Origin of the sequence: Prevotella sp. P6B4 (assembly GCF_000619985.1) — a bacterium.
Taxonomy (GTDB): domain Bacteria; phylum Bacteroidota; class Bacteroidia; order Bacteroidales; family Bacteroidaceae; genus Prevotella.
The window spans coordinates 126,259-141,612 of the sequence record NZ_JHVE01000005.1; the positions used below are offsets into that span (position 1 = coordinate 126,259).

Here is a 15,354-nt window from a genome sequence, read left to right on the forward strand (position 1 = left end):
ATTAGGTATTACTTCACTGGGATGATACGTGAACGCAACAGATGGTAGTCGAACTCAAAACGATACTTGCCTGTGGCGGGTACCTTTACCTTCTTCATGTTGTCACCACCATTGAGAACATTCTTCTCGTTGTAGTCTGAACCATCAAAACGCCAGAAGGGCTCAGGCCACCAGCCCCACCAGTGGGTCTGTGTGATTGTAAACTCGATGTCATTGCCCTCTTCCCATGTGCTTTCGCGGTAGAGCAGATAGGGGTTCTTTGTGTCCTGATTCAGGATATAAGCACCTGAGTTCTGATTGGTTGTCCAGTTGCCGGCATCATCGGGCAGACCACTACCGGCCAAGCAGATCTGTTCAGGCTGCTCACCACTTCCATCACCGAAGTCGCGATAGGTGGTTCCGTTAAGTGTCATCACATTTGTAGTGGGCACATAGGTGTTAACACTATAGACGCCTGTTACAATATTAAACTTGATTTCATAATATGCTACCTCGCTGAGTTCAATACCAGGAGCCTCTGAACTGTTTGTGAGTAAGGTGTTGTCATCAGGATCAACTCCGAAACAGATAGGTTCAAAGTCGGTCATCTGAGGAATGAAGCGTACCTTTGTACCAGCTTTCTGGTTGTAATAATGTGCTGTGTACTCATATTCGCCAGTATGATCGATGAGCATAGGTACACCGTAGATGTCGCTTGAAAGCTCACGAGCAGTCTCTACGTCTGCAAGATACATCTTCGCAAAATCAGGCATTTCACTGACAGTAATTGTACTGGTGGTCTCAACCATGTTGTTGAATGTGTCATAGGCTTCAACGGTTAGTTCGTAAGAAGTCTTAACAGCAGGGAGCTCATAGACTTTCTTAACCTGGAACTCACTCTGACCATTAGCCTCGATACGGTCGTCGATGTTGAGGTCTGCACATTTAACCTGTACATAAGAGAGTTTCTTGTTGTCAGTAACGGTGCAGTTAAGTTTCAACTTGGGGTTCTGAACAAGTACTGTCAACTCCTTAGAAGGAGCTACGGCAAAAACAGGACTGGTAAAGTCACCATCGCCTGTTACTGTAACGGTAGCAGTCTGCTTGTTGCCTACTACATCCTCTACAGTAATGGTAACTGGGAATGAACTGGCATCAGTCCAGCCGTTGGTGTACTTCTTCTGATAGGTGTACTTCAGCTCATACTCTGTCTGAAGCTGATCGTAGAGTTCGAGCAAATTGATGGTCTTATCGAGCATCATTCCCTCGCTCTTCAGATTGATCGACTTGATACCATCGGCATCTTTAATGGTTCCTTCGATGGTGAATTGTCTTCCTGCTTCGGTCTGAATGCGGTCAGAAGGCAATGAAATCGTTGGAACTTGGTTATCTACAGCAGAATAACCTTCGTCGCTGCTACATGACATCATGCTTCCTAATAGCATAGGTAGAGCAAACGCCATGAGCCAACTTTTCTTGAGATAGTTAGTCATCTTAAACATAATTTTTAGTTTGAATCTTTAAAATATATTGTTAGTTGCTATTGTAGCGATTGTAGTTCTGAATGGCAAAATTAGATAATTTTAATTAAATTAGTGGTCAATAATAGGGCAAATAAGGTAACAAATCGTGCATTGACCGATTTGTGGTGTATTATTTTGCAAATAATTATGTATCTTTGCACCATCACAAATAGAGAAGAAGATGAACAGACTTAGATACCTCATAGGGGTGTACTTGTGGATAGGAATGGCTACTATTTGTCAAAGCGCAGACGTGGTCAAAGTGCTTGGCTATCAGGAGGGCTTGTCGAGCAGCTACGTGGTAGGCATAACACAAGACAAGTTCGGTTTTCTTTGGTTCGCTACCGAAGAGGGACTGAATCGTTTTGATGGTTCTAATTTCCAGACGTTTTATAAATCAACCGGTCTGCCTGGCAATCAGTTGAATTGTGTAGCCGACGATCCAGAACACTCCGTGATGTGGATTGGCTCTCAACGTGACGGACTCTGTGCTTTCGACTACGAGAAGTATCACTTTTCTTATTATGCTCATGATGACAATAATCCTCAGAGTCTGATCACCAATGATATTACCAGCCTCTTTCCTGCTACCGACGGCCAAATGTGGATTTCGACCTATTGGGCAGGTATCGACAGGCTTGACCCTCGAAATGGTACATTTACTCACTTTAATCGTGAGACAGTAAAAGGGTTGGTTAGCGATAAGACGTGGTGCGTGATGGATGATGGTGACGGGCATTTATACATAGGACATGTGGTTGATGGCTTGAGTATTATTGACATCAAGACACGAACCACCTTGTCGCATTTCTATCACTCGAAGGAAAGTGGATCACTATCTGGAAATGATGTTCACTGTATCTTTAAGGATAAAATGGGAAACATATGGGTGGGTACAGACAATGGATTAGACTTGTATGATCCCTTGAACCGGATGTTTATCCATTTTACTGATAACGGGCGATTGAACCGTCGTATCTTCGATATCAAACAGTTTGGCAACCAGCTTTGGTTGGCTACAGAACAGGGCGGTATTGCTATCCTTGATCTCTCCAGACACTTCCTCTCACATGATGGACAGTCGCAGATAAGGTATATTTCCGAGGGTGATAATAGTGATAATTTAAGTGGAAATTCTGTACGTAGTCTCTTTCAGGACCGTTTTGGTAATATCTGGGCAGGCTTGTTTGGGGGTGGTGTCAACGTCATCATGCCCCGTCAGAATCTATTCAACTGTGTTACCCGTCCGCCTTATCTTAACGAGAAGAGTACCAATGGACGGTCAGTACTTAGTGTGGTACTTGATAACAACCAGAATATATGGGTAGGTACCGATGGAAAAGGCGTGGAAGTTTATGAACACGACGGACAGAAGATCGCCACTTATCAGCAGCATGAGTTGAGTACGGTGCAGGCTGCTGTTCTTGACTCCAAGGGACGGCTCTGGATGGGTAACTTCCGAAATAATGCATACGTGTGGATGCCTCGGGAAAAGACTTTCAAGAAAATATTCTCATCAGATGACATAGATGTACGTACATTCTTCGAGAATCAAAAGGCTGAGGTCATGTTGATTGGCACAGGCGATGGCCTTTATGAGGTAGATATGCATAGTCTTGAAATCAAAGCCAAACACGACTTCAAGTTTCTCAATGATGTACGTGCCATTCAGATGGATACAAACCAAAGACTCTGGATAGGATTCTTTGGTGGAGGCTTGGAGGTTTATGATGCCACCTTCCACCTGCAGAAGCGGTTTAATACTTCAAATAGCTTTCCTTCAAATACCGTCAGTCAGATTCTGAAGGACCGGAAAGGTGGTATGTGGGTTGCCACTGCCGAGGGGTTGGTACACTTCCCTGATGTCAGGAGTTGGCAATATGCCGTTTATTCCGAGGATAATGGGTTGAGGAATGCCAATATCCATGCTATTGTTGAGGATTTTAAAGGCAATATATGGATAAGCACTAATAAAGGTATCAGCTGTAAGCATTTTGCCAGTGAAACAATTTCGAACTATGGTCATAATGAGAGCTTCTTGGACGGTATATTTCTTGGTGGAGCAGTGGCAATCGATGCTGAACAGAATATCTATTTCGGTTCTTCATCCGGTCTCTATCGTTTCTCGCCAGAAGAACTCATGGCCCACATTGAGACACCAGATGTGTTTATCACGGGTATCACCATCTATCAGAATGACGAAGAAAGTACCGAGCATACGTTGACCTTGATAGGGCGGGAGCGTGTATCTATGAACTATCGTGAGAATTATTTCCGTATTCGTTTCAATATCCAGGATTTCTCGTTGGCCGATCGGGTAGAGTATGCCTATCGCATGGAGGGACTTGGTGAGGGCGCATGGCATACTACTGCCGAAAATGATATTACCTTCCGCGACTTGCCGCCGGGCAAATATCAATTGCAGGTACGCTGTCGTTTGCGAAATCAGGAATGGGGAACACGGTATGCCACCCTACAGATTGTGATAGCACCGCCTTTCTGGCTCTCATGGTGGGCATGGACATTCTATGTTTTGTGTGTCGTAGGTCTTGTGCTCTATCTGTTGAATGCCTATAAGCACCGTCTTCGTTTGGAATACCTGCTCCAGTCAGAGAAACGTGAACATGAACAACAGCAGACCTTGAATGAGGAACGATTGCGTTTTTATACCAACATCACGCACGAGTTGCGAACACCATTGACATTGATTATCGGTCCATTGGAGGATTTGGCGAAGAATAGCGATATCCCTCAGAAGGCCAAGTACCGCCTGGCGGTTATCCATCAGAGTGCGGTACGTTTGAATAATCTGATTTCGGAATTGTTGGAGTTCCGTAAGATGGAGACGCAGAACCGCAAGCTGTGTGTTGCTAAGGGTAACATTGTTGAAACGGTCAGAGAGGTGTGTTTGAAATATGAAGAACTGAATCGTAAGGATAGTTTGAACATCCGTTTCATGGCATCTCAGAACAGCATAGAGGTGTGGTTTGATAAGGAAGTGATAACCATCATTGTCGATAATTTGGTATCGAATGCCATTAAGTACACGGATCGGGGCGAAGTGACTATTTCCATTGAACAGCACGACAATGAGGTAAGGATAGCTGTTTCTGACACAGGGCACGGCATACCACCAGAGGCATTGCCTCACGTCTTCGAGCGTTACTACCAGGCAGGAGGCGAGCACCAGGTATCGGGTACTGGCATCGGTCTGTCGTTGGTTAAGAACTTGGTTGAGTTACACCATGCCCAAATCAATGTGGACAGTAAGACCGGTGAGGGAAGTAGGTTTATTGTCAGTCTGAAAGCCGACTACAACTATCCCGACAATCTGCATGCGGAAGCTGTACCGCAGGCATCTAAGGATAAACAGACCTACACTGCCGAGTCAGGTATCGCCAATGGCGAGTTGCCTACCATGCTTGTGGTTGAGGATAATAAGGATATTCGCGACTATATTGAGGAGTCGTTCAGCGATCAGTTTGCCATCCACACGGCACATGACGGTAAAGAGGGGCTCCGTATGGCACAGCAGATTGTGCCTGATATCATCATCAGTGATGTGATGATGCCTAATATGGATGGTAATCAGATGTGCCGTTTATTGAAGAACGACCTCTCCACCAGTCATATCCCTATTATCTTACTGACGGCCAAAGATTCGTTAGCGGCTAAAGAAGAAGGTTATGATTCAGGTGCCGACTCTTATATCACCAAGCCGTTCAGTCACTCCTTGTTGGCCAGTCGTATCAAGAATCTGCTCAAACAGCGACAGCAATTGTCGAAGGTTCTCCTTGCGCCCAATAGTCAGGATGGTCAGACCGAGAAGCAGACCATGCTCAAAGAGGCACTGAGTAAGATTGACCAGGACTTCTATAATACCCTGAACCAATTTATCGACGAGCGTATCTCCAGTGAGATCGACGTGAACTATCTCGCCGAGAAGCTATGTATGAGCACCAGCACACTCTATCGTAAGATGAAGTCGCTCACAGGTCTTTCTACAGTAGAGTACATCCGTAAGTATAAGATGCAGTATGCAGAACGGTTGATGCTGGAGGGCAAATATACCATTTCCGAGATAGCCTATATGTCGGGCTTCAATAGTATCAATTACTTCCGCCGTTGCTTCAAAGAGGAGTTCGGCGATGTGCCGTCCGACTATCTGAAGAAACTGAAGGGTTAGTCATAAATACTGGTTGCTGCCGTCTTCTGTTCTCTTGCTTCGGTAAGGAACAGACTACGAAGGTCCCCTTCTGTCATACTTGAAGTCGGATGGAACTCATCAGTGAGCATATAGCGTATCAGACTGTATCTTAACTGACGTAGTTCCGGTAGATGGCTGTCTGTAAGCAGATCAATGCTTGAAAAGATAAGTGAGCCTTTGCCAACCCTGGCTTCAAAGACTTGCGCCAAACGACGGTTGTTCACGAAGTTGTCCACACTCTCTACGATAGGAGTCACAGGTGATATCGAGTCGAGAATCATCACACGACTGCGTTTTACCAGGTTCCACCATTGCCAGTTGCTATGCATCTCGGTGGGGAAATCGGCTAATGCGGGATGATTGGGATGGCAGAGTAGCCCCATGGTGCCTGCTTGTTTCGGGAAGTGGACTGGACTCCAGAATACAGGTAGGAACTTGCCCTCCAATCCCTTGATAACCGATGTCTTTGGCGACAGCAACACCTTTTTACCCTTGGCTAATGCCTTTAGAGCCACGTTAACATCGGCTGTAATCACCAACTTGGAACTTGAAACTTGCAACTTATATCCGGATACACCCAGATGCTCCAGCGGTTTCGCCATGGTGTATCCTTGATAGATACCACCAGCTCTAAGCGTTGCGCCTTTTCCACCTTGCTTAAGGCTATCGATATATTCTCGCCATAACCTTCGGCATAGGTATTGCCATCCTCATCGTTCAGTTGCCAACAGATGGTTTTGTCGGTCATGCTTTCAAAGCTGTAGTTGGCAATATCTACCTTGGCCGTAAACGTCTCGTCGGCCTTCCACACAGCCTTATCAAACTGAGCCAAGGGCACCACTGGCGCACAAGCCTCGCGAAAACGCTGTGGCTCAACCAAGCCCTTGCTATCCCAAAAGGCATCCAGCAATCCTACCAACGCCGTTCCCTGACCAGGAAAATCGTGCAGGTCTAACAGTTGGAAACCACTCTGCTGCGGCGTTTTCAGGGCGCGCTCTATCTCCTCCTTATAAAGGATGGCAGCCAACTTGCCCGATGCTTGCAGATAGTCGTCGGCACGGTGTAACAAGCCCTTTTGCTGCAGATCGTTACGTATGGCCTTAAAATTCAGCGGATTAAGCACCCCCATATACTTATCAATCTCCTTGATGTTTGGATACACGCTGTACTGTCCTATTTCGTGACTTACCAATGGCACGGTAATGTTCTTGGCAGCCTCGCGATAGTCGCTCTTAAAGTCAGGCACACGTTCATCAAACACGCCCTGACCGCGTACCCAACCGTTATCCGTCCACTGGGTGATAAAAATCTCATCCTCGGGCTCCTGCTTCACGCCGTGCCCTTTCTCGAATGTGAAGGTAGAGGTGACATAGAGATGGCGTGGGTCCTGCTGTTTCATGTAATGTGTCAGCTTGTTCAGGAAATCAAAGTCGGGTTGCAACTCGTTACCACAACTGATGATGCACAGTGATGGATGGTTGCCGTAGTTGTGCACGATGTTGTCAAACTCCTGGTACAGGAATTTGGCCGTAGCCGAATCCTGATTAACTGTGAGCGACCAGTTGGGCAGTTCCACCTGACAGTAGAAGCCCATTTTATCTGCCACACGGAATGCAGCCTCTGGTGGGCACCACGAGTGGAAACGCAGGTGGTTCAAGCCATATTCGCGGGCGGTGGTAAACACTTTCATCCAACCACGCTCGTCAGTGGGTGGCGTGCCTGTCAGTGGGAAGATACAACATTCAAGTGTTCCTCTCAAGAATGTGGGATGCCCATTGATGAGCAGTTGATTGCCTTCTGCCTTAAAATTACGCATACCAAAGGTAACGGTTTGGGCTTGTCCACCCGCCATCACGCTCAAGGCGTATAGGTGCGGATTAAACTCGCTCCACAGCTGTGCACCGGCCATCGGCAGTACATACTCGCCAGCAGCCATCTTTACGGGTTTCACCGCCTGTCCGTCCAGCATAAACTGCGGTTCTTTCTTTGCATCCTGCAGGGCCAATTTGATGCGTACCTCTTGTTTGTCGACATCTGGATACACCTGCACATCGCTTATGGTGGGGACTACAGAAAGTTCCATGCGTCCCAGCACGCCATTCCACATGATTTGCGTGTCGTTGGTATAGGCATGAGCCAGATTATCTACGGTTATATCGTGTAGTTTGCTATTGTCGATCGTCAATGATAGCGTGTGCTTGCCTGCGCTCAACCCATTCTTCATATAAAATAGGTGTGGCGTGGTCAGACTCTCCTGCATCTGCCCTAAGTCCACGTCATCTATCATCAGACTACTGCGCCACATCACGCGCTCCAGCAGCAGCTGCAAGGGTTTGCCTGCCATCTCTTGGGGCACGGTTATTTCGCGCTGATAGGTAGCCGTGCCAATGTACGAGTGGTTACGTGTCAGTCGCGACAGCTGCGGCTTTTGTAGCGCAGGCTTCAGCGTGTTAGGTGTGCCTATGCCAGCCCCATCAAGTGTGCCAGGCAGGGCGATAGGTTGCACCTTGCTGACGCCAAGCCTAACCTGCCACTTACCACTTATATCTACTATTTGCTGTGCAGATGCAGTCAACACACACAAGCACGACAGAAAACATGCTATACCTTTTTTCATCATAAAATCTGAGATATCGTTGTTCGGAATTGACGGGCGCCGAGGTGATTGTTGTCGAGGGCCTCGACCTCAGCTAAGTACTTCTCTGCTTTCTGTATATCGCCCATGCCGTAATAGCCCAGGGCGAGCATGTACTTGCAGTGGATGAGGTTCATCTCATCGAGGTCGCCTTCCCATACCAGCAGGTCGGGCAGCGAAACGGCAAAGTAGTCCATCACCACATGGTCAAAAATGTGCTGCTTGCCGTAGTTGATGAGCTTGTTGAACAGCGAGCGGGCCTTGTCTTCCTGTCCCAGTTTGCGGTAGCACAGGGCAGCATAGAAGATTTTATCGGGCTTGGCATCGTTGTAATACATTGCGGCTGCGGGCTCGGTTGGGCCAACGGTGCCTTCCTCGTATCGGCCCAGGAAATAAAGGAAGTCGTTATCCTGCGAGCCATAGAGCTTGCCTTCGCCTAAGTGGTGTGGGAACACGAGGCATTCCTCTAAAAGCTGCTTGGCGCGGGCATCGTGTGGATCCTTCTGCAACAGCTGCTTGGCAATCTCTAAACGGCACATCTGATACTGACCGCTCACTTTGCCTTCGCCACCCTCCCATGGATGGAAGATGCGATTATCGATGAGTTGCTTAGCCTCCTCGTATCTACCTAACATGTTAAGCAGGGTGGCATGTTCGAGCACGAGGTCGTCGCGGCGCTCAATGAGCTCGGCATGTGCTTCGTAGAAGGCCAGGCGCTCGGCAAGTGGACGGTGTAGGCGCTTGTAAAGCTGATCAAGCTCCATGAATAGGCGCTCATCGTTCTTATCGAGATGAAAGGCTTTTTCCATATACTCCAAAGCCTCATCCTGACGCCCCTGCTTGTTAAAGCGTGCGAGAGCCAGATTGCGCCATACGGTTGGGAAGTTTGGATCGATACGGGCAGAGAGTTCCCAGTTCTCGATGGCTAAATCATACTGACGCTTATCGTAATACAGACATCCCAGATAGTAAGGTGCCTTGGCATCATTTGCGTCGGGCAGATTTTTCATTGACTCGAACATGCGGGCATCCTCCAGACGGTTGGGGAAACAATAATCTGGAGCCACCTTCATAGCCTTAATGATAAAGTCCTTCGCATCTTCGATACCAGTAATATACGCCAGATAATAATAGGTAAGTGGCGACTCCTCTATCCCATGCTTGATGGCGGTTTGCAGCACCAGCGTAGCCTCGTTGTTGAGCCCGGCCTGAACATAGTCAAGGACTGTTTCGTGGTAGTTATAGATGTTGCCGTGCATCAGGTCGACCATGCGGTCTAATGGTGCGTTATCACCTGAAAGCAGATGCTCCTCGACCATGCAGACATAGTTGAATGGATCGATAGTGTACGACTCCTTAATCCAAGCCAAAGCCTCGTCTTTTCTGCCCAGTTTACGTAGCACGGTAGCCTTCATGGCGCGTGCCTTGTGGTTATGACTGTTGTTAATCAGGGCGCGATTGAGTTCGTCGAGTGCATCCTCCCACCTCTCAGCAGCTATGCTGATGCAGGCGGCCTCGAAATAGCCTGCATCGGCCCAAGCCTTGTTCCAGGTAGATTTCCAGAAGTAATTGTAGGCCACACCGTGCAGCCCTTTCAGTTTATTAACCACACCCAGGTAGAATAGTGCCTCGCCATCGTAAGGATTTGGATTGCGTTTCTTTTGAACCTTTACGGCTGTTTCGAGATAAGTCTTAGCCTTATCGAAACGGGCGCGGCGCAGGTACCACAAGCCTATCTGCATGTTGCAGCGGTAATCCAATGGATCGCGGCGCAAGGCCTCCTCGTAGTAATCAAGTGCACTCCAAGTGGCATGGCGATACTGTTCCAGGTGCAGACCAGTCAAGTACAACTGATCGATGGTCTTGGTATCCTGTGGCGAGAGCGCAGCCTCGGCGGCATCAGGGATAGGACGGATTTCATCCGACTCGGCATGCCACTCTAACAGCGGGTACATGCGGGGATTCTCAGGGCGATCGATAGTAAGGAACATATCGTGCAACGGGGTGTTGGTTTCAACCGTTTCAACAAGCACCTCCTCTGGCGAGAGGGTTACTACCTTATCATAATATACGTTGCTATCAAGATCATCGAGTACGATACGTACCGTTTGCTTAGATGTAGCCAGGATCTTAAAGGTGGTATGGGTAGCATCGGGCTGCTCGATATTCATCACGAAATCCTTCGAGGCCTGTTTTACGATACCTACCTCGCGATAAGGCATAAAGTACTGCACAAACTGCTTCTCCTCGTAGGGCATCAGCCAGGTAAAGTCGGGCTGGTTCTCGGTATATACACCTGCCATCAGCTCGATATAGGGGCGGAAACCCTCACGATCAACCTGCCACTGCTGCATCTCCTCGGGTGTAGCCTCATCCGTCAGGTTGCGGTCCCAGGCACGACCAAAGTCGCCATTACCCCAAGTCCACTGTTTTTTGCCTGGCGAATAGTGGTGACTGGCCACATGCAGCATACCGCCCTTGGTATCGTTCTCGTAACCACCCTCGAAATCGAAGCGTGAGTTTACGCCCATATAGCTGGTGGGCACAAAGATATTTTTATAGTTAGAGATATCAACACCTGCCGAATAGTCCATCTTATAATAGGTGCCTGTGGCGATGGGGAACGACGAAACGGCACGCTTTCCATGATCGAATACGGCATTGATATCGGGTGGAAACACGCTCTGATAGGCATCGTTAACTTCGACGGCAGGGTTGGCCCACCACAGGAAGGTCTGGGGCAGATTAGTGCGATTGCTTACACGACCCTGAATTTCGAGATAAGCACAGCCTGGACGCAAGGTAAAGCCTGCCATACCCTTTTGGTGGAACATACGCTCCATCTCGTTTACCCATACGGTGATAGAGCCATCCTCGTTCTCAACAATGGTGCTATCAACAGGCATGTAGGTGGATGGACGATGGTGCTGTGGCCAGTTAAACTCGATGCCACCACTAATCCAAGGACCAGCCAGACCTACCAACGCGGGCTTGATAACATGGTTGTAATACACAAAGTGACGCTGCTTTATCTTGTCGTATGCCATCTGTACACGTCCGCCCAGCTCTGGCAGTATCATCACCTTGATATATTCATTTTCTATATAGATGGCTTTGTACTCCTTGTCTGTCTTTTCGTCGCTCATTGTCTCAATGACGGGGTAGGGATATACCACACCACTTGAGCCTTGATACACTCTCTTCTCTAAGAACATAGGGTTCTTCTCGGGCTTTCCCACCTCATAGGTTGGGATAGTCACCATCTCTCTCCAAGCTTTTACCATCTTTATATTTACAATTTTACGATTTACAATTTACAATTCATTTTTCATTTTTTCCAATTTGGTTATTTGACCAATTCTTTTTCTAACGCTTCAAGGCTCTTGCCTTTAGTCTCTGGACAGTTACGGAAAAGGAAAATAAAGGCACAGATACAGATACCGCTGTAAATCCAGAACGTACCGCTGCTGCCTAAGGCGGCATTCATAGGCGGAAACGAGAATGTCAGTGTACAACAGCCTACCCATAGGGCAAAAGTACAAGTCGCCATCGCAATACCACGGATGCGGTTTGGGAATATCTCTGCCAACAGAGTCCATGTAACAGGTCCTAATGTCATTGCATACACGGAGATGGCTGCTACTACGAGCGCCACCATCAACATGCCAGTCATGCCCATGAAATAGCAAGCGCCTAATGTCAGATATATCAGACCGAGTCCGCCAGCGCCAATGAGTATAAGTGTGCGACGGCCCCACTTCTCGATGGTGTAGAGTGCCACAAACGTAAACACCACATTGGCGATACCAGTGATGACGATATTGATAAACATACCGTCCACATCGAAACCTGCACCAACGAAAATCTCCTGCGCATAGTTGAAAATCACGTTAGTGCCGCACCACTGCTGGAATACAGCTACTACCAATCCAAGCAACAGCACCTTACCGTATTTATGCTGTAACAGCTCGCCCAGTCCAGCTTCCTGTTTAAAGTCATTAAACTTTGAACTTTCTTGCGTCCCTTCGGTAGCAAGCGAGCATAGCTCGAGCGGAGCTTTGAGCTGTTTATATACGGGACTCTCTGGGATAAAGAAACTCATGATGAGGAACAATGCTGCAGGAATGGTCTCTGCCCAGAACATCCAGCGCCACCCCCAGCCGATATTCCATTCCTGATTGTCGGCTATTGTTGTGTCCTTGGCTAATAACATGTTAACAATCTGGGCACAGAGGATACCGAGTACGATGGTCATCTGGTTCAGACTGACCATCCTGCCTCTGATCTCTGCCGGACTGACTTCTGCAATATACATGGGTGCTAAAGCAGAGGCAACACCGATGCCGATGCCTCCCACAAAGCGTGCTATATTAAATAAGGTGAAGTTGTTGAATAACCCTGTAGCGATAGCAGACACGGTAAATAGAACAGCTGATAACATCAGTAGTGGCTTACGACCATATTTGTCGGCAGCTGCACCTGCTACCATTGCGCCAAGCAGGCAGCCTATGAGGGCTGTTGTCATAGCTATGCCCTGCATCAGAGGCGAATCGCTGATACTGAAGTATAGCTCATAGAATGGTTTTGCGCCACCAATCACTACCCAGTCATAACCAAAGAGCAGGCCGCCCATGGCCGAAACTGCGCAGATGAAGTAGAGAAATCCTTTGTTGTAACCTTGCATATCTTAAACGTTTTTGTTTCTTGGGTGCAAAGTTACGACGATTTTTGTATTAGAAGTATAGATTATCTGATGATTTTATATGGACTATTCTACTATTGCTTGGATTCCCTATAGACTGATGGTGGCATACCAACAATTTTAGTGAAGAGTCTCGAGAAATAAAGGGCATCTTCGATACCAACTTTATAGCAAATCATATTGATTTTCATATCAGTGGTGCGCAACAACTTACAGGCATGTTCTATCTTCAGCTGGTTGAAATAGGCGATAGGGCTATGTCCTGTTTTCTTTTTGAATGTACTTGTGAAGTGGCTCTGTGAATAGCCAATGTATTGTAGCACATCTTCCATCATGATGTGGTTCTCTATGTTCTCCCGCATGTAGTGTATGGCTTGGTCTACAATGTCTGCTTCAGTCTCAGTCTTCGCTCTACGGAACTTCCCTAAATATCTCATCGATGCTAAAAAGTGATGTAGCAGACTACTGGCATAACGCATATCTTCCAGTTCCTTGCCCTGTTGTAAGGTGGTGAGTATCTCCTCGAAAATGTTCAATCGCTCACCAATACGTGAGTTGATAGCCACATTAATGCTTTGCGGGGTGGCCGCTCCTTGTGCATAGACATGTGCAGTGATACCCCCAAAATGCACCCAGTAGATGGTCCATCGTTGGTTGGTGCCGTATTCATGGGGCTTGCCTTTGGGAAGTATAAAGAATTGGTTCTTTCTTACCTCGTGTTGTTGGCCTTCAACGATGTACCAGCCATCGCCCTCTACGCAATAGATGAGAACATATTGTTCGATACCCTGTTGTCGGATGCGATGATGGTGCTCGGCTTTAGGATAATAGCCAATATCAGTAATAAACAGACTTTGGCATAGTTCGTCCTTTTCTGCCATTTCCTTCTGAGCAGGTGCCAGTACCACCATCTGTTCACCTTTGAATCCGTCCTTCTTCCTGATCATCACTGCAAAAAGCTTTTTCGGAGTTCTTGCTCGGATAGGCTGTGTGTCACTTTTTGGTCTTGATGCCGAAAACAGCGCAGGCGCCAGCAACCAGTAGGATACCTGAAACAATCATCATATAGGCCTGATTACTGCCTACGAGCGTCAGGATTGAACCTCCCAGAAGGGCGGCTACAATCTGGGGTACGCAGATGGTTCCGTTGAAGAGTCCCAGATATGCGCCCATGTGGCCATAGCCCTGCAGGGCATTGGTGACCAGAGTGAATGGACAGGCCAACTGTGCTGCCCAGGCGCAACCAATCAGCAGGAATGGGAGAATCTGCAGATACTGACCAGGACAGAAGGGAATGAGTGAAAAGCCCAAGCCTCCGAGGGCCATGCTGACAGCATAGGCCACCTTGATATTCTTGAATCGGGGGATGAGGGCCGCCCATACAACAGAGCCCATGGCCTGTATAGCATAGAGCACGCCTGTCCAGTTGCCGGCTACCTGATATGCCTCGCTGGTAGAGTCGGCGGTATCCCAGACGGTCAGCGATACGGCATCAACCACGTAGGTCCACATATAAAGGAAGGCAGCCCAACTGAAGAACTGTACCAGTCCGATGCGCCAAAAGGCCGATGGGGCGTTCTTGAGGAGAACGAACCAGTTGGCCGAGTCTTTCTTCTCTTCTGATACGGGATTGTACTCGGCATACTCCTCGGGTGTCCATTCCTTGACTTTGAGTGTGGTGTATATGACACAGAGAATGAGGATAGCAGCACCAATATAGAATGACCAGATTACCGTGTCGGGCACAACGCCTTCGGGAGCTACGTTCTTCAGGCCAATCCAGGCAAAGAAGAATGGGAATAGGAAACCTACCACGCTACCTGCATTACATAGGAACGATTGGATAGAGTAGGCCTTGCCTTTCTGTTTCTCGTTCACCATGTCGCCTACCATCATCTTGAAGGGTTGCATGGCCATGTTGATACTGGTGTCAAGAAGCATCAGCATTAGCAGACCGAAAATCATGACCATCGAGATGCTCAATCCTAATGAGCCGGCATTAGGCAGAAGACACATGACGGCCACTGCTGTCAGGGCTCCTATAAATAAATAAGGTATACGGCGCCCGAATCGCGTCCAGGTTCTATCGCTCAGTGTGCCAACAATCGGCTGTACCAGAATACCCATCAATGGGGGGAGTATCCAGAAAAAACTCAGCGAGTGCGGGTCAGCACCTAATGTGCGGAAAATACGCGAGATGTTAGCACTCTGCAGGGCGTATGCAATCTGTACGCCAAAGAATCCGAAACTCAGATTCCATAACTTCCAAAACGATAAATCCGGTTTTTGTCTCATATTATTGTTCTTT

The 15,354-nt window shown here is 47.8% G+C and carries 8 protein-coding genes; 1 reads left to right on the forward strand and 7 read right to left on the reverse strand.

Annotation, left to right across the window (positions count from 1 at the left end; all coding sequences use genetic code 11):
* Window positions 1-8: 8 nt before the first annotated feature.
* A complete protein-coding gene (locus T491_RS0104980) occupies window positions 9-1,481 on the reverse strand; it encodes a hypothetical protein (RefSeq protein ID WP_231480181.1) in 1,473 nt (490 codons plus the stop codon).
* 202 nt (window positions 1,482-1,683) lie between these two features.
* On the opposite strand from T491_RS0104980, the gene T491_RS0104985 reads away from it, so the two are divergent.
* A complete protein-coding gene (locus T491_RS0104985; protein ID WP_028902911.1) occupies window positions 1,684-5,688 on the forward strand; it encodes a hybrid sensor histidine kinase/response regulator transcription factor in 4,005 nt (1,334 codons plus the stop codon).
* Here T491_RS0104985 and T491_RS18015 read toward each other — a convergent pair.
* The 6 genes from T491_RS18015 to T491_RS0105010 all read right to left on the reverse strand — a co-directional run bounded on the left by T491_RS18015 (window position 5,685) and on the right by T491_RS0105010 (window position 15,341).
* Window positions 5,685-6,311 (reverse strand): hypothetical protein, encoded by a 627-nt coding sequence (locus T491_RS18015; protein WP_231480182.1) that lies wholly within the window; start codon window positions 6,309-6,311, stop codon window positions 5,685-5,687. The two genes, T491_RS0104985 and T491_RS18015, sit on opposite strands and share 4 nt — an antisense overlap.
* Window positions 6,242-8,329 (reverse strand): glycoside hydrolase family 2 TIM barrel-domain containing protein, encoded by a 2,088-nt coding sequence (locus T491_RS15720; protein ID WP_231480183.1) that lies wholly within the window; start codon window positions 8,327-8,329, stop codon window positions 6,242-6,244. The genes T491_RS18015 and T491_RS15720 overlap by 70 nt, the downstream gene beginning before the upstream one ends.
* Window positions 8,326-11,628 (reverse strand): DUF5107 domain-containing protein, encoded by a 3,303-nt coding sequence (locus T491_RS0104995; RefSeq protein WP_028902912.1) that lies wholly within the window; start codon window positions 11,626-11,628, stop codon window positions 8,326-8,328. Before T491_RS0104995 ends, T491_RS15720 begins: the two co-directional genes overlap by 4 nt.
* Window positions 11,629-11,690: 62 nt before the next feature.
* Window positions 11,691-13,028 (reverse strand): sugar porter family MFS transporter, encoded by a 1,338-nt coding sequence (locus T491_RS0105000; RefSeq protein WP_028902913.1) that lies wholly within the window; start codon window positions 13,026-13,028, stop codon window positions 11,691-11,693.
* A 92-nt stretch (window positions 13,029-13,120) separates the two neighbouring features.
* Complete coding sequence (locus tag T491_RS0105005; protein WP_028902914.1) at window positions 13,121-13,993, reverse strand: AraC family transcriptional regulator; 873 nt, start codon at window positions 13,991-13,993, stop codon at window positions 13,121-13,123.
* Between the two features lie 46 nt (window positions 13,994-14,039).
* Window positions 14,040-15,341 carry an MFS transporter gene (locus T491_RS0105010; protein WP_028902915.1) on the reverse strand — a complete coding sequence of 434 codons (1,302 nt, stop codon included), beginning with the start codon at window positions 15,339-15,341 and terminating at the stop codon, window positions 14,040-14,042.
* Window positions 15,342-15,354 lie beyond the last annotated feature (13 nt).